We start from the raw sequence: 15089 nt of genomic DNA on the forward strand, positions 1-15089 counted from the left end.
CCGGGCCGGCCAGGGCGGCGCGGGGTCGGAGCTTAGGGACAACCTGTACGTACAGCATGTACGTACAGGTGTACACTGTCGGTTTTCAACCCCGACAGACGCGCGTACGAACGTCTGCGCCCCAGAACATCCCTCCTGGAGACTCCGATTGTGACGACCGAATCCTCCCGCTCGCCTTTCTTTGGCACGATGCAGAAAATCCCTGGCGGCCTGATGCTGGTGCCGCTGATCCTGGGCTCGCTGATCGGCACCTTCGCGCCCGACGCGCTGGCCATCGGCGGCTTCACCACCGCGCTGTTCAAGAACAGCGCCCTGCCCCTGATCGCCCTGTTGATCTTCGCCACCGGCACCCAGGTCAATACCCGCACCGGCGGCCCGATCCTGGCCACCGCCGGCACCATCCTGCTGATGAAGACGCTGGTGCCCGCCACCCTCATCATCATCCTGGGCAGCTACGTGGGCCTGGACGGCGTGCTGGGCGTGTCCATCCTGGCGATGCTGGCCGCGTTCGACAATAGCAACGGCGGCCTGTGGCTGGCCTACACCGGCCAGTACGGCGATGCCCGCGACCGCGGCGCCTACGTCGCCAGCGCGGTCAACGATGGCCCCTTCTTCAGCCTGCTGTTCCTGGGCGCCTCGGGCCTGGCCGACATTCCGATGATCGCGCTGGTGGCGGCGCTGGTGCCCTTCCTGCTGGGCGTGGTGGTCGGCAACCTGGACCCGAAGTGGCGCGACGTGCTCAAGCCCGTGCCCAACATCGTGATCCCGTTCTTCGCCTTCGCGCTGGGCACCGGCATCAACCTGGGCGCCGTGGTCAGCGGCGGCATCAGCGGCCTGATCCTGGGCCTGATCATCAGCCCCATTACCGGCGGCCTGGTCTACCTGGGCTATCGCCTGATCCTGCGTCGCGGCGGCAAGAGCGGCCTGGGCTTTGCGGCCGGCACCACCGCCGGCAACGCCATCGCCACGCCCGCCGTGGTGGCCGCGGCCGACCCCAACTTCCAACAATACGTGTCGACCGCCACCGCGCAGGTCGCCGCGTGCGTGCTGATCAGTTCCATCCTGGCGCCGGTCCTGGCCTCGTACTTCCTGAAGCGCGCCGGTGAGCTCAAGTCCGAAGACGACAGCGCCGCCGTGCCGGCCGGCGGCCTGCGCGAAGCGCGCGGAGAGGCCTTGTGAAACCCGCGATCGCCATCGTCGCCGACGACCTGACCGGCTCGGGCGACACCGCCGTGCAGTTCGTGCGCGCCGGCTGGAACACGCACCTGTCGATCGACGGCGCCGACGCGGCCCTGGCCGCGCCGGCCTCCGACGACGTCGAAGTGCTGGCCGTCACCACGCACAGCCGCGCGCTGCCGGCCGCCCAGGCCGGCGAGGTGATCCGCCGCAACGTCGAACGGCTGCGCGCCGCGGGCGTGACGCGGCTGTACAAGAAAGTGGATTCGACGCTGCGTGGCGCCTTCAAGGCCGAGATCGACGCGGCGCGCGGCGCCTGGCGCCGTGATGCCATCGCGGTGATCTGCCCGGCCTTTCCTGCCACCGGCCGCACGCTGGAAGACGGCGTGCTCAAGGTCGACGGCAAGCCGGTCACCGAAACCTCCGCCGCCACCGACCCGGTCACCCCGGTGACCGAAAGCCACGTGCCCACGCTGCTGGGCTGCGCCCACGTCGCGGCAAAAGGCGATGAAACGCCCGAATCGTTGGCTGCCCGCATCGAACAGGCCGGCCACACCGTGGTGGTGGATGCGCGCAACGACGCCGACCTGGAACGCCTGGCCCGTGCCATCGCCCTGCTGGGCGACCGCGCGCTGCCGGTGGGCGCGGGCGGCCTGGCCGTGCCGCTGGCCCGCGTCTGGGCCGGCGCCGACCAGAGCGCCGCGGTGGTCGTGGTGGTGACCTCGCAACACAGCGCCGCGCGCGCCCAGGCCGCCGCGCTGCAGGCGGCCGGGGCCCGCACCTGGGCGCCCGGTCTGGCGGAACTGGCCGACGACGCCGCCTGGCAGGCCTGGAGCCAACCGCTGCTGGACGCCCACGCCAAGGACGGCGCGCGCGAAGCCGGCACCCTGTTGCTGCTGGCCCCTGAAGGCCAGCGCGACGGGCTCGATTCCGAAACCGTGGCCGAGCGCCTGGGCTCGCTGGCCGCGCAGGCCATCGGCGCCTCGCGCGCAGCGGGCGTGGTAGCCACCGGCGGCGACGGCGCGCGCCAGGTGTTGCTGGCGCTGGGCGCCAGCGGCATCGCCCTGGTGGATGAAGTGATGGGAGGCGTGCCCCTGGGCACGCTGACCGGGGGCACGGCCGCAGGCCTGCCCGTGGTGACCAAGGCCGGCGGCTTTGGCACCGAAGACGTACTGGTTCGCGCCGTCCGCGCGATCCGCGACAGGAGATTTTCGCGATGACACAAACCCCTCCCCGCAATCCGCCGCTGCTGGCCGTGACCCTGGGCGACGTGGCGGGCATCGGGCCCGAGATCACGGCCAAGATGCTGATGGGCCATGACGAACTGCGCCAGAAGGCGCGCCTGGTGGTGATCGGCGATGTGGACGTGATGGCCGACGCCGTGCGCCGCCTGGGTGGCGACCCCGCCATCGTGCGCCGCGTGGAGCGCCCCGCGGACGCCACCAACACGCCGGGCACGATCGAAGTGCTGCAGGCCGGCCCGTCGCTGGCCGACGTGAAACTGGGCGAGATCAGCGCCGCGGCCGGCGACGGCTCGGTGCGCTTTGTCACCACCGCCTGCGCCCTGGCGCGGGCCGGCGAGGTCGACGGCATCGTCACCGCGCCGCTGAACAAGGCGGCCATGCACGCCGCCGGCCACAAGTGGCCGGGCCACACCGAGCTGCTGGCCCATGAATTCGGCGTCAAGACCTTCTCGCTGGTGCTGTCGGCCGGCGACCTCTACATCTTCCACGCCACCACCCACGTCTCGCTGCGCCAGGCCATCGACGACCTGACGCCCGCCCGCATGCGCGCGGTGCTGCGCCTGGCCGGTTCGTTCGCCAAGGCCCTGGGCCGCGGCGACAAGCCCGTCGCGGTGTCGGGCCTGAACCCGCACGCCGGTGAAAACGGCATCTTCGGCAGCGAAGACGCCGACATCCTGGCGCCCGCCGTGGCCGAAGCCAACGCCGCCGGCATCCTGGCTGCCGGCCCGATTCCGGCCGACGCCCTGTTCCCGCAGGCCGTGCGCGGCAAATGGCAGTTCGTGATCGCCTGTTACCACGACCAGGGCCATGCCCCCTTCAAGGCCGTATATGGCGACGACGGCGTTAACATCACCGTCGGCCTGCCGGTGGTGCGCGTGTCCGTGGACCACGGCACCGCGTTCGACATCGCGGGCCAGGGCATTGCCCGCGAAGACAGTCTGATCCTGGCCGCCGAGCGCGCCGCGCATCTGGCCCCGGGCTGGACGCATGTATGGGAAACTGCGCGGGCTCAAACAGGAGGTTGATTCCATGGCGCCCGCCACCGCTGACGATTTGCCCACGCTCGACCGCTCGGGTGACGTGCCGCTGCACGCCCAGATGGCCGCGCTGCTGCGCGGCGACATCCGCACCCGCAAGCTCGACGCCGGCGCCCTGCTGCCCAGCGAGGCGGCGCTGTGCGAGCGCTTCGGCGTGGCGCGCAGCGTGGTACGGCAGGCCTTGTCGGCGCTGGCCGCCGAAGGCCTGATCCAGCGCGAAGCGGGCCGCCCCGCCGTGGTGGCGGCGCCGCAGGAACACCGCCGGCTGGTGCAGCGGTCCACCGGCCTGTACGAGCAATTCGCCCAGTCCGGCGTCGCGCTCAAGACCCGCGTGCTGGCGTTCGGCGCGGGTGAACCGCCCCAGGCCGTGGCCGCTTTCTTCGGCACGACCGACCTGCTGCTGCTGGAACGGCTGCGCCACGTGGCCGATGCACCGCTGGCCTATGTGCGGACCTGGCTGCCCGCCGCCGCCGTGCCCGGCCTGCGGGCCGCCGACCTCACCGATGCCTCGCTGCATGGCGTATTGACCCAGCGCTTCGGCTTGCGCCCTGGCGCCGGCCGCAACCAGATCCGCGCCGTGGCCGCCGATGCCACGCTGGCCAAGCTGCTGGACACCCAGTCCGGCACGCCGCTGCTGATGCTGGAAGGCCAGGGCATGGACCAGCACGGCCAGCCGCTGGAATGGTTCACCACCTGGCACCGGGCCGAAAAGCTGGTGTTCGACGTGGACGTGAGCGTGGCCCACGAAAGCGTCCAACCGCGGTTGCGAGGGGCCGAGTCGGCCGCCACGGCAACCCCTTGCGCCGGCCCCGACCCGCTGGCCCGCGCCGAAGCGCTCGTAGCCGAGCTTGCCGCCGAACTGGCACGACTGCGCGCCGACGCCTGACCGCGCCTACCCCGCCACCCGCCGCGCCAGCGCCTTGCGGTCGACCTTGCCCACCGCATTCTCCGGCAGCCGGTCCACCCACTGCACGTCCCTGGGCACATAGATACGCCCCAGCCGCGCCAGCACCTCGGCGCGCACGGCGGCCGCTTGTGGCGTGTCCGAGGCGGTTCCCCGCTGCACGAACGCCACCGGCACCTCGCCCAGGTCCGCATCCGGCGCGCCGACCACGCAGCAGGCGGCCACGCCCGGCATCGCCGTCACCACGCCTTCGATCAGCGCGGGCGAGATGTTCTCGCCGCCGCGGATGATCACATCCTTGATGCGGCCGGTGATGGTCAGGTAGCCCTCGGCATCGAATCGCCCCAGGTCGCCCGTGGCCAGCCGCGTGGGCGCCTGCCCGGCCGCTTCCGCCTCGATCCCCAGGTATCCCAGCATCAGGCTGCCGCCTTCGATGCAGATCTCGCCTTCGCCGCCCGCCGGCGCCTCGCGGCCGTCCGGCAGGCGCAGCGTCACGCGCTGCCCAGCCAGCACCGTGCCGACCGAGCCGATGCGCCGCGCGTGGGGCGGGTTCATGGTGGACGTGCAGGTGGCTTCCGACAGCCCGTACGACACGATCAGCGGACACCCCAGGAACGCCTCGATGCGCCGGTGCAGCGCCTCGGTGATGGGCGCTGAACCGCACCGCGCGAAACGCAGCCCGGCCAGGCTCTCGGCATCGAACGCCAGGTCCAGCATGCGGGCATACATGGTGGGCACGCCGGTGATGATAGTGGGCCGCCACGTGCGCAGCAGGGCCGGCATGTCCTCGGCCCGAAAGCGCCCGGCCAGCGCCACGCAGGCCCCGGCCAGCAAGGGCGCGAACACCTGGTTGTTGAGCGCATTGGTATGGTGCAGCGGCATCACGTGCAGCAGGCGATCGGCCGGCGTCAGCCCGGTATGCGCCAGCACGCCGCGCGCGTTGTTCATCAAGCCGCCGTGGCTGAGCAGCACGCCCTTGGGGTGGCCGGTGCTGCCCGAGGTGAACAGCAGCAGGCCGGGGTCGCGCGCAGCGCGCGCCGGCCGCGGCCAGGCGGCGTCGCCCCGCGCCTGTTCCCGCGCCGGCAGCAACCGCGCCTGCGCCAGGCCACTGGCCTGCGCGGTGGCGGCATGCGCGTCGTCGAACAGCATCCACGCCAGCCCCACCGCAGCCACCCGACGCGCGGTTTCCTCATGCGACAGGCGCGGCTCCAGCGGACAGGGGCAGGCGCCCGCGGCCATCACACCCAAGATCGCCACCAGCTGGGCCGGCGAACGTTCCATCGCCACCGCCACATAGTCGCCTGCCCGCACGCCCGCGGCGTGCAAGGCGTGGGCGGCGGCGCCGACCCGCCGGTGCAGGTCGCCGTAGGTCAGCACGTCGTCGGCCGCGAGAATGGCAGGGCGCTCCGCCCAGTCAGGCTGCGCCCACAGGCGCGCGCCGGCCGCCGTCACGGTGGCGTCGGTATCCATCAGCATCAGCGTTCCTTTCGATCCGGGCCCGGCGTCGCCGCAAGCAACGACGCCAGGCCGCGCGTCAGCGCAGCGTCACCGCCGCATCGCGTTCGAACTGGCCATCGGCGTCCAGCTCGCGCAGCGCGCGGGCCTCGGCCTCGGTCGGCAGCGGCGTGGGCTCGGCCCCGGTGGCATCGAAGACGAAGCCGGTGCGTTCGCGCACTTCTCCCAGGCTGGACTCGGGATGCCACGATTGCAGCGCCAGCCGGCCGTCGCGTTTGACGAACACCGCGATCGGCGTCACCACGCCATGGAACCCGCCCCACGAGGTCATGAAGTCCAGCTTCTCGACAAAGGCGCGGCGCGAATGCTCGGTGCGCCAGGTGCAGGCCCGCCGCGCGGTCGGCAGCATCACGGCGCCGCCGCCCCCGCCGGGCAGGCGCACCTTGGGCGCGTGCCAGTCACCGATGCAGGAATTGTTGGCGCAGCCCGCGCCGTCGATCTGCGCCGCGCCCAGAAAGGTCAGGTCCATGCGGCCGCGCGTGCACAGGTCGTAGAAGTCTTCGTTGGCGAAGATGGACGCGGTGCGCTCGGCCAGCACCGGGTCGGAACTGGACAGCGGAATGTGCGAGGGCCGCGGGTCCACGCCCCCGGCGACGTTGATGTAGACGAAGTCCCAGTCGTAAGCGCGCTTGGCCAGCAGGCAGGCCAGCATCGGCAAGGTGGAATTGACGCCGCTGAAGGTGATCTCGTCGGGGCGGATGAAGCGCGCCAGGTTCGTGACCACATACGAAAAGCCAGACCATTGCTCAGCCATGCGCCGCTCCTGCTTCGGGCGCCGCGGCCAGGTGGGCCGCCAGGTCGCCCTGCTTGTCCATGTAGGATTCCACCGCCGGGTAATCGATGGCGTAGTCCGGCCAGCACGACCCCGGCCAGGCCGCGCGCGGCAGCACGGTGAACGCCTGCACCATGAAGTACGGCACCAGCGTGGCCTCGGGCTGCGCCTCGAACACGGCGCTGTCCACGAGCTTTTCCGCCACCACCAGCACGCTGCCCGCGGCGCGCGACATGATGCGGTCCCAATGGGCGGTGCCGTACACGCGCACATTGCCCAGTGCGTCGACCTCAGACGCCTGGATCACCGCGAAATCCGGCCGCACCGCCGGCACCACCCAGGTCTTCTGGCCGCTGCCATAGGGGTCGTCCAGGCACTGCCAGCCATTGAGACGCGGCAGGTCGCTGCCGTGCAGGCCGCCACAAGGCTGGAATGGCACGCCGAAGGCCGCCGCCCGCAATCCGGCGGTCAGGCTGGCGCAGGCATGTTCTTCCAGCTCGACCTCGCCCTGCTCGATCGCCTTGCGATACCAGGGTGCCAGGCCGAAATTGCCTTCCATGGCGACGATGCCGGCGCGCACTTTCCTGAGCGCGCCGGCGCGGCACAGGATGTCCACGTCGTACCCCGGCGACTGCTTGACCAGTTCCAGGTCGCGCCGCCCCTGGCGGATCAGTTCACGCACGAACGCGAACGGCCCGCGGTGCAGGAAGCTGCCGCCCAGGGCGATCGACGCCCCGTCCGGCACGAGCGCCGCCAGTTCCGCCAGCGTGCGCTGCTTGTCTTTCTGGTTGAATCCCGAACCCATGCTGTCTCCTTGGTTTTTCCGGGGTGGTGCCGGGGGGCTGGCCGCTGGCCCGTCAACGGGCTTGCAGATAGGCCGCGACCCGCGCCTTCAGGCCCGGCTCGGCCGCCGACCGCACCAGGCGGGCCAGGTCGGTGTCGGGCCGCTCGGCCGAGAGGGCGGCGTACAGTTGCGTGCGACTGGCCGCCGACAGCGCCTGGGCCGTGTCTTCGGCCTCGCGCTCGACTTGCGGCCATTCGTCTTGGGGTGCCAGGCGGCTGGCAAAGCCATCGCGCAGCGCGTCGTCGGCGCTGAAAGTGCTGGCCTGCTCCAGGATCGTGCGGGCGCGTTCGGCGCCGACCAGCGCGCCGAAGCGGCGCGTGCCCAGCACCAGCCCGAACTTCAGGCCCGGCATGCGAAAGCTGGCATCCGGCGCGCTGACGCGCCATTTGCAGGCGCCGAACAGATCCACGCCTGCGCCGAAGTTGCGCCCGTGCGCCAGCCCCACGGTCAGGCAGGGCGAAGCGGCCACGCGTTGCAGCAAGGTGTCGATGCGCACGAAGCGCAGCAGCAGGTCGCCTTCGCTCTGGCTTTCCCAGTCGCCGAAATCAAAGCCGGCGCTGAAGTTGCGGCCTTCGCCGCGCAGCAGGATCACCTGGGCGCCTTGCGCGGCGGCGTCGTCCACCGCGGTGATCAGCGCCTCGACCAGGTCCGCGGACAGGGCATTCATTTTTTCAGGACGGGCCAGCGTCAGAGCGTGCACTGCGCCGCGCGTCTCGATGCGCAGTGCCGCGCTCATGCCGCCACCCCTTTCTTGCGCAGCGCGCCCAGCACTTCGTCGTTGTGCTCGCCCAGCGCGGGCGGCGGGCGCCGCAGCGCAGTGGTCTGGCCGTCAAAGCGCACCGGCAGGCCAAAGGTACGGGTGCGCACGCCGTTGGGCAGGTCCACGGGCTGCACCCAGCCCATGTGTTCGACCTGCGGATCGGCCAGCACTTCGGAATAGGTGTTGATGGGCGCGCAGGGCACGCCGGCGGCGCGAAAACGCGCCAGCCAGGTTGGGGCATCGTCGGCGGCGAAGAGGGCTTCCAGGATGTCGCGCAGCGCGTCCTGGTTGCGGGCGCGGGCGCTGGTGTCGGTAAAGCGCGGATCGGCGAGCAGGTCTTGGCGGCCCACCGTGACGCAGACGCTCTTCCACAAGGCGTTGTTGCCGGCCGCCATGCCGAAGTAGCCGCCCTTGCAGCGAAACGCCTGGTAGGGCGCGTTGCGCGGATGGGCCGAGCCGAGCTTGACCGGGTCGCGCCCGCTGCCGAAGAACTCGGAGGTCTGCAGCGCGGCGATGCCGAGCGTGGCGCCCAGCATCGGCACGTCGATATGGGTGCCCTGGCCGCTGGCCTGGGCGGCGCGCAGGGCCGATGCGATGGCGAAGGCGCCATACAGGCCGGCTGAGAAATCGGCCACCGGCACGCCGCACTTGACGGGTTCGCCGCCGGCTTCGCCGGTGACGCTCATGAGGCCGCTCATGGCCTGGATGGTCAGGTCGAAGCCGCCTTCCTGGGCACGCGGACCGGACTGGCCGTAGGCCGAGATCGAGCAATACACCAGGCGGGGGTTGGCCTCCTGCAGCGCGGCGTAGCCCAGGCCCAGGCGATCCATGACGCCGGGGCGGTTGTTTTCGATGAGCACGTCGACGCTCAGGGCCAGTTCGCGCGCCAATGCCAGGTCGGCGGGGTCTTTCAGGTTCAGGGTGATCGACCGCTTGTTGCGGTTGAGCGAGGCGAAGTTCTCGCTGTAGCCCTGGCTGAGCGGCGGCCAGCTGCGCAAGGTGTCGCCGCCTTCGGGGTTTTCAAGCTTGATCACGTCGGCGCCCATGTCCGCCAGCAGCATGCCGCAGAAGGGTCCCGCGGCGACGTTGCAGATCTCGAGCACGGTAACGCCGGCCAATGCCGAGCTAGGAGTCATCGTCAACCTCTCGTTATACAAATTCAATATTTAGGATTGGAAAAAAAGTATAAAGCGGCACCTTGGCGCGTGGCATCCTGCCCGGCATCGCCGACCCTGTGAGCGGAAATTCCTAGAGCAATCCCTAGGTAAGGTGCTTAATTGTTGACCAGCATAGCACCGTGTGGAATTCTTGGTAAACCATTTGTTGAAAATCAAATCCTATTATTTAGGACTTATAAAAGGACCGCGGCGTTTCATCGCGCATCCGCGCCACGCGTGACGGCCCTGCCCCACCAAGGAGACTCGGATGAAACGTTTTTGGCGCATTGCCGCGGCGGCCGCGCTGACCCTGGCCGTCGCGGCCCCGACGCTGGCACAGACCTGGCCGAACAAGCCCGTACGCATGGTGGTGCCGTTTCCGCCAGGCGGCGCGACCGACGCGGCGGCGCGCATCTATGCACAGCAGTTGGGCGACTTTCTGGGGCAAAGCGTGGTGGTGGAAAACAAGGCGGGCGCGGGCGGCGAGATCGGGGCGGAATACGTGGCAAAGTCGGCGCCCGACGGCTATACGCTGCTGATGGGGGCGCTGGGCAGCCATGCGATCCATGCGGCGCTGCCGGACAAGCCGGGCTATGACTTCGGCACGGCATTCGTGGGGGTGTCGATGGCCACGAGCATGCCGATGGCGTTGGCGGTGAACAGCAAGATCGCGGCAAACAATGTGCAGGAGCTGATTGCGCTGGCCAAGCGGCAGCCGGGGACGCTGACATTCGGGTCGGCGGGGCCGGGGACGTCGCAGCACATGGCGGGCGAGCTGTTCCAGGCGCTGACCGGAACGCGGCTGATGCATGTGCCTTATCGGGGCAGCGGGCCGGCGATCACCGACTTGCTGGGGGGGCAGATCGATCTGGTGTTCGAGACGTTGCCGGCGCTGCTGCCGCAGGTGGCCAGCGGGAAGATCCGGCTGCTGGGGGTGACGACGGCGAAGCGGGCGACTGCACTGCCCGAGCTGCCTACGCTGATGGAACAAGGCGTGAAGGGATATTCGGTGGCGACGGCTTATGCGTTGTTGGCGCCGGCGGGGACGCCTGCGGCGATCGTGGAGCGGCTGTCGGCGGGGATGCAGCGGGCGGCCGCGTTGCCTGCGGTGCGGGAGGCTGCGTTGAAGCTGGGGGCGGATGCGGTGGGTAGTACGCCTGCGGATACGGATGTGGTGGTGAAGCAGGAGGTTGCTCGGTGGGGGGAGGTCGTCAGGTTGTCGGGGGGGCGGTAGTTTTTTTATTGTGGCGTTTGGGGGTGTGGGTGCGCGGGAGGTGGGGTTCTTAAGTCGCGCTTGGCGCCGTCGGCGGGCGTAGGGCGGGGCTACGATTGCGGTCCGGAGCCTTCGCTCCGGACTGCCCCGCTGTCATCGTCGTTGTCGCCTTCGGCGACTGCCTTCCGATTCCCTCGGGCGCAATCTACACGCCCCGCCCTACGCCCGCCGACGGCGCCAAGCGCTGGCGTTTTGGGGATGCCAACGGTTTGGGCGGGGGTGCTTGTTTGGGCGGCTTGGAATGCTGTTGGCGAATTGACTACCGCTTGGGGGTGTGGCGGTGGGGATTGGGGCTGGCGCTGATCCGCTTTTTACTGGCCCAGGAAGCCTCGGCGGTAGCCCATGCCTTGGGAGATGGATTGGGCGCAGGCAGCGACGTCGGGGGCCAGTTGTTTCATGCGGGCGGCGCTCAGGCGGTCCAGGGGGCCGGAGATGCCGATGGCGGCGACGGGTTGGTCCAGGCTGTTGAAGAGGGTGACGGCCAGGCCGCCTACGCCTTCGCGCCATTCGCCGCGGTTGACGGCGTAGCCGGCGCGGACGACTTTGTGCAGTTCGTCTTTCAAGAGGGGCATGGAGACGATGGTGGCGGGGGTGTGGCGCGCGAGTTTGTCGGCGTAGCGTTCGACGTAGCCGTCGGGCTGGTAGGCGAGCAGGGCTTTGCCGGTGGCGACGGCATAGGCGGGGGCGCGGCCGCCAACCATGGAGTAGGCGCGAATGGGTTGGGGGCTGTCGATTTTGTCGACGTAGACGACGTCGAAGCCGTCCAGGACGGACAGGTGTACGGTTTCGCCGGTCTGGTCGGCCAGGGTGCGCATGAAGGGCGCGGCGAGTTTGCGGATGTCGAGTTGGCCGAGCTGGCGGGCGGCGAGCTCGAACAGGCGGACGGCGCCGCGGTAGCCGCCGCCATCTTCGTCTTTGATGACGTAGCCGGCGTGGATGAGGGTTTGCAGGGTGCGGTGGGTGTTGCTGCGCGTGAGGCCGACGCGGGCCGCGAGCGCATCGATGGTGCGCGGCGGGTTGTCTACGTCGGTGACGGCCTCCAATACCATCAGCCCCTTGAGCAGTGTCTTGTCCATTGTTCTGGTATTTCCCAATATTTAGGACGCGAACATAGCACGGGCGCCGGCCCGCGAACAGGCCTCAGGCGGGCTGGACGGGCAGCGCGGCGCGCACGGCGGCGGAGCGGTCCCACAGGTTGGGGATGCTGGCCGCGGAATAACCGGAGACGAACGGTTTGGCCTGGCCGGTGGCGGGGTCGTACACATGGCGCGAGACGGCGCCGATGTTGCCGCCGTACAGGTGCACGCTGATCGAGACTTGATCGGCAAAGGCGTTGGAGACGCGGTGGATGTCGCCTTCTTGCGGTGACAGGCGTTCTACGTCGCCGGGGCGCAAGGTGTCGGGCTGGCCCAGGGTGGACAGCCGGCCGTCGGCCGCGCGGGTGTAGCGCTGGTTGACTTCGGCGCCGCGCAGCATGCCGACGTAGCCCCAGACTTCGTGGTCGTGCACGGGGGTTTGCTGGCCTGGGCCCCAGACAAAGCTGACGAGGCTGAAGCGTTCGAGGGGGTCGCAGTGCAGCAGGTATTGCTGGTAGTACTGCGGGTGGGGCACGGTACAGGCGTCGGGCAGCCAGTCGTCGTGGCGGATGAGGGCGGCGAATTCGGCTTCGAGTTCGGGGGACTGCGCCAGTCCGGCGGGCGTGGCCAGGCGGGTGGCGGTGGCGATGAAATGGCGCAACCGGTCCAGGCCGGCGGGTGCTTCGGACATGCTCGTGTCTCCGGGTCGGGCAGGGCCGCGTCCGGGCCTTGCCGTTGAACAATCCCAATCAGGCTGTCCAGTATCCATGATTCGGGACGTCGGCGGCAATGCCTGGCGGCGTGGGCGGCGCCGGCAACGCTTGACAGCCCCCTGCCCGCGCGTGCAGCGTAGCGGGCTGTTCACTTGAGAGGTTTCCGCGATGACCGCTGCCCCACTTTCCATTCCGCCCGCGCTGGCCGACACGTTGGCGCGGGCGGTGAACGTCGTCGTCTTCACGGGCGCCGGCGTGTCGGCCGAAAGCGGCATTGCGACGTTTCGCGATGCGCTTACGGGTCTGTGGTCGCGCTTTGACGCCAGCGCGCTGGCCACGCCCGAAGCGTTTGCGGCGCAGCCGGACAGGGTCTGGGGCTGGTACGAATGGCGACGTGCGCAGGTCGATCGCACTTCGCCGAATGCGGCGCATCGCGCGATTGCCGCGCTGGCCGGCCACGTGCCTGCGCTGACGCTGATCACGCAGAACGTCGACAACCTGCATGAACGCGCGGGCAGCGACGAGGTGCTGCATCTGCACGGCAGCCTGCATGCGCCGCGCTGTTCGCGCTGCGCGCGCCCCGCGACGTTTGCTGCGGAGGGCGCGGATGCGCTGGCTGACGAAGGCCGCGCGATCACGCCGCCGGCATGCGTGCACTGCGGCGCGCCGATACGGCCCGGGGTGGTGTGGTTTGGCGAAAGCCTGCCGACCGGGGCGTGGCAGGCCGCGCAAGCGGCCGCCGAGCAATGCGATCTGTTCCTGGCCATCGGCACGTCGGCGCTGGTGTATCCCGCTGCCGAGTTGCCGCTGCACGCGTTGCGGGCCGGGGCGACGGTCGTGCAGGTCAATCCCGCGGCCACGCCGCTGGATGCGCAGGCCCACTACAACGTGCGCGGCGCGGCCGCAGCAGTCATGCCACGCTTGCTGGAGGCGGCGGGGTTCTGAATCGCGGCGGTGCCGCGCGCCCCGCGATCGCCATCGCATGACCGCGACAAGGCGCGCCTGCGCAAGCCCGGGCGCTGCCTGTGCGCCGACCGCCCCGCTACCATTTGCAGCCGTCATCGCGCACGCTATCGGCCAGCAGCAACGGCAAGGCCAGCAATCCCAGATGGGCATGCGCGTCGCGGCAAGGCGGCCTGGCGCTTTGGGCGATGCCTTTGGCCAATGCCGATGGCTCGGCCCGCGGCTTGGGCGCGAGGTCCACGCGCGCTTGCCCACGCGCGCGCGGCGCGCCTTGCGCGGCGGCGTCTTCGCCGCGCCAGCGGAAATCATGCGGCGATACCGCGGCGGGCGCCGATGACGGCTTGGCCGTTGACGACGAGGCATTCGGCGATGCCGGGGTCGCCTGTTGTCTTGAGGGGATGGCGGGCACGGCGGGGAGCCGCTTCGGCGGCGCCTGCCGACTGGCGGGTTCTTGAGGTCTGGCCGACGCTTGCGACCGGGCCGGCTCAGCGGATGCGCCCGGTTCCTGCGCCGCGGCTGGCTGCGCGGGCGGCGCCGCGGCGGGCAAGGCCTCGCGCCGCGCCGGCTCGGCCGGCAACACGTCCACGAAGAATGCCGCTTCCTGCCGTGGTGACCACGGCATGGCGGGCCGTTCGCCCGCCTCGCGCCACAGGCACCACGCCACCAGGGCATGCAGGCCACACGCGAGTCCGGCGGCCCACCAGGTGATGCGGTGCGCGCGCGGCGCGGATCGCGGGGTGTCGATCACAGGCGAAGACATCACGGCAACTGGGGCGGGCGCTGACGAACAACTCGCAATCTTGCTGGCATTCGGCCGCGCACAGCACGTTGCGCCGTGAAGATTTGTGAAGATGTTTGATGGCGAGAGGACTACGATGAACAAGCGTCGGCGATGCAGGGGAAACCCCAAATCTCACCGTACGCGCAGAGGGATACAGTGGCAGATAATCCTTGCAGCCCTGGAGATCATCATTCCGTTTTCCTGGAGACTTCCCGACGTGTTCGTGCGTTCGCCGGACGGTGTCCTGCACCGGGTGGTACGGCATGCCACGACCACGGAAACCATCGCCAAGCTCGAGAGCATTCCCAGCAATTACCACCTGGATTGCGAATGCATGCTCGACAACGGTGAAGCCCTGTGCTGGATCGGCGAGAATCTCTACCGCCAGATCAATGGCGGCACGATCTTCACCGCCGAGCCTGGCACCGCGCCGCCCCCTGACGCTCGCAAAAGCGCCAAGGCCAGAAATACGCTGCGGGATGCCTGCCGCCCCACCTCCACGCATAAACCACCCGCTGCAAAGAAAAGCGTCGTACCATCAGCTGTCGCAAGTCTAAAAACCGGCAACGATTGGAGCCTGATACGCGCCTGGCGCGAGCACCTGAATATCAGCACCGCTGATATGGCTGCCCGCCTGGGGGTGGATCACTCCATTTACATCGAATTGGAAAGGCCTCGCCCGCGGCCCCGCCAGATCATCCTGGACCGCATCTCGGAAGCCCTGGGCGTCTCACCCGACCAGCTCGATGATTCATCGTTAGGAGGACATGTCCATTGATATCGACCGGGGTCCTCCCGACCCTGGCCCGAACCCATGGCAATGTTCGAGCAACCTTGGCGCCGCGTGAAAGACGGCCCCGCGCATCGGAGGTAC

General features: G+C 69.7%; 15 protein-coding genes. 7 read left to right on the forward strand and 8 right to left on the reverse strand.

Annotated elements, in window-relative coordinates; all coding sequences use genetic code 11:
- Window positions 1-150: 150 nt before the first annotated feature.
- From ACUDP5_RS20790 to ACUDP5_RS20805, 4 genes are read left to right on the forward strand one after another with little or no spacing between them, the layout of a single operon-like run.
- Window positions 151-1179, forward strand: coding sequence for a 2-keto-3-deoxygluconate permease (locus ACUDP5_RS20790; protein ID WP_263915389.1), 1029 nt, complete (start codon window positions 151-153; stop codon window positions 1177-1179).
- A complete protein-coding gene (gene dtnK / locus ACUDP5_RS20795; protein ID WP_445657089.1) occupies window positions 1176-2396 on the forward strand; it encodes a D-threonate kinase in 1221 nt (406 codons plus the stop codon). Before ACUDP5_RS20790 ends, dtnK begins: the two co-directional genes overlap by 4 nt.
- Window positions 2393-3445, forward strand: coding sequence for a 4-hydroxythreonine-4-phosphate dehydrogenase PdxA (gene pdxA, locus ACUDP5_RS20800; protein ID WP_445657090.1), 1053 nt, complete (start codon window positions 2393-2395; stop codon window positions 3443-3445). The genes dtnK and pdxA overlap by 4 nt, the downstream gene beginning before the upstream one ends.
- A gap of 4 nt (window positions 3446-3449) precedes the next feature.
- Complete coding sequence (locus tag ACUDP5_RS20805) at window positions 3450-4343, forward strand: GntR family transcriptional regulator (protein WP_445657091.1); 894 nt, start codon at window positions 3450-3452, stop codon at window positions 4341-4343.
- Between the two features lie 6 nt (window positions 4344-4349).
- Here ACUDP5_RS20805 and ACUDP5_RS20810 read toward each other — a convergent pair whose 3' ends face one another.
- Genes ACUDP5_RS20810 through ACUDP5_RS20830 form a run of 5 tightly spaced genes read right to left on the reverse strand, consistent with a single transcriptional unit; the run spans window position 4350 to window position 9388 of the window.
- Window positions 4350-5837 (reverse strand): class I adenylate-forming enzyme family protein, encoded by a 1488-nt coding sequence (locus ACUDP5_RS20810; protein WP_445657092.1) that lies wholly within the window; start codon window positions 5835-5837, stop codon window positions 4350-4352.
- 58 nt (window positions 5838-5895) lie between these two features.
- Window positions 5896-6630 (reverse strand): CoA-transferase subunit beta, encoded by a 735-nt coding sequence (locus tag ACUDP5_RS20815; RefSeq protein WP_263915393.1) that lies wholly within the window; start codon window positions 6628-6630, stop codon window positions 5896-5898.
- A complete protein-coding gene (locus ACUDP5_RS20820) occupies window positions 6623-7453 on the reverse strand; it encodes a CoA transferase subunit A (protein ID WP_263915394.1) in 831 nt (276 codons plus the stop codon). The genes ACUDP5_RS20815 and ACUDP5_RS20820 overlap by 8 nt, the downstream gene beginning before the upstream one ends.
- Window positions 7454-7505: 52 nt before the next feature.
- Complete coding sequence (locus ACUDP5_RS20825) at window positions 7506-8228, reverse strand: enoyl-CoA hydratase/isomerase family protein (RefSeq protein WP_445657093.1); 723 nt, start codon at window positions 8226-8228, stop codon at window positions 7506-7508.
- Window positions 8225-9388 (reverse strand): CaiB/BaiF CoA transferase family protein, encoded by a 1164-nt coding sequence (locus tag ACUDP5_RS20830; protein ID WP_263915396.1) that lies wholly within the window; start codon window positions 9386-9388, stop codon window positions 8225-8227. The genes ACUDP5_RS20825 and ACUDP5_RS20830 overlap by 4 nt, the downstream gene beginning before the upstream one ends.
- A 289-nt stretch (window positions 9389-9677) precedes the next feature.
- Here ACUDP5_RS20830 and ACUDP5_RS20835 point away from each other — a divergent pair, with 289 nt between their 5' ends.
- A complete protein-coding gene (locus tag ACUDP5_RS20835) occupies window positions 9678-10643 on the forward strand; it encodes a tripartite tricarboxylate transporter substrate binding protein (protein ID WP_445657094.1) in 966 nt (321 codons plus the stop codon).
- 350 nt (window positions 10644-10993) lie between these two features.
- Here the strand turns inward: ACUDP5_RS20835 and ACUDP5_RS20840 are convergent, their stop codons facing one another.
- On the reverse strand, window positions 10994-11758 hold the full coding sequence (locus ACUDP5_RS20840; protein ID WP_445657095.1) for an IclR family transcriptional regulator: 765 nt from the start codon (window positions 11756-11758) through the stop codon (window positions 10994-10996).
- Window positions 11759-11822: 64 nt separating this feature from the next.
- Complete coding sequence (locus ACUDP5_RS20845; protein ID WP_263912050.1) at window positions 11823-12449, reverse strand: cysteine dioxygenase family protein; 627 nt, start codon at window positions 12447-12449, stop codon at window positions 11823-11825.
- A 190-nt stretch (window positions 12450-12639) separates the two neighbouring features.
- On the opposite strand from ACUDP5_RS20845, the gene ACUDP5_RS20850 reads away from it, so the two are divergent.
- A complete protein-coding gene (locus tag ACUDP5_RS20850; protein WP_445657096.1) occupies window positions 12640-13416 on the forward strand; it encodes an SIR2 family NAD-dependent protein deacylase in 777 nt (258 codons plus the stop codon).
- Between the two features lie 97 nt (window positions 13417-13513).
- On the opposite strand, the gene ACUDP5_RS20855 is transcribed toward ACUDP5_RS20850, so the two are convergent.
- Window positions 13514-14182 carry a hypothetical protein gene (locus ACUDP5_RS20855; protein WP_445657097.1) on the reverse strand — a complete coding sequence of 223 codons (669 nt, stop codon included), beginning with the start codon at window positions 14180-14182 and terminating at the stop codon, window positions 13514-13516.
- Between the two features lie 211 nt (window positions 14183-14393).
- On the opposite strand from ACUDP5_RS20855, the gene ACUDP5_RS20860 reads away from it, so the two are divergent.
- On the forward strand, window positions 14394-14993 hold the full coding sequence (locus tag ACUDP5_RS20860) for a helix-turn-helix domain-containing protein (protein ID WP_445659197.1): 600 nt from the start codon (window positions 14394-14396) through the stop codon (window positions 14991-14993).
- Window positions 14994-15089: the final 96 nt, after the last annotated feature.

The sequence above is a fragment of the Achromobacter sp. NCFB-sbj8-Ac1-l genome, assembly GCF_052695805.1.